This window comes from Grimontia celer, from assembly GCF_900055185.1.
In the GTDB taxonomy this organism is placed as follows: domain Bacteria; phylum Pseudomonadota; class Gammaproteobacteria; order Enterobacterales; family Vibrionaceae; genus Enterovibrio; species Enterovibrio celer.
In genome coordinates, this window is record NZ_FIZX01000096.1 from 1 (window position 1) to 513 (window position 513).

General features: G+C 47.8%; 1 protein-coding gene. It reads left to right on the top strand.

The genetic code is table 11. The annotated features are described in order from the left end of the window. On the top strand, window positions 1–513 hold a 513-nt coding region (locus GCE9029_RS25610; RefSeq protein ID WP_157487873.1), incomplete at both ends, for an alcohol dehydrogenase catalytic domain-containing protein.

A 513-nucleotide genomic window follows, 5' to 3' on the forward strand; every position in this document is an offset into this window, starting at 1 on the left:
GCTCATAGGGCACGGTGACTTCGAACAACTTGTCGTCAAATCAGACATCGTGGTTCCTAAACCAGCCGCTAATGAAGTTCTCATTAAAGTCAGCGCCGCAGGCGTAAACAACACAGATATCAACACTCGTATTGGCTGGTACTCCAAGGGCGATAACGATAGTGAAGACGCAGGCTGGTCTGGCAATGCTCTTTCTCTACCAAGAATTCAAGGTGCGGACGTTTGTGGTCATATTATCGCTGTAGGAGAGCATATTGACGATGCTCGAATTGGCGAACGCGTGCTCATTGATCCTTGCCTTCGGTACGCCGATGGAGAACGCCTTGATCATTTCTGGTACTTTGGCTCTGAGTGTGATGGTGGTTTTGCAGAATATACCGTAGTGGATTCTCGCCAGGCTTACAGTGTAAATTCAAGCTACAGCGACATTGAGCTCGCCTCTTTTCCGTGTTCTTACTCAACCGCAGAAAACATGCTCACCAGAGCATCAGTCACAGCTAATGATACTGTTTT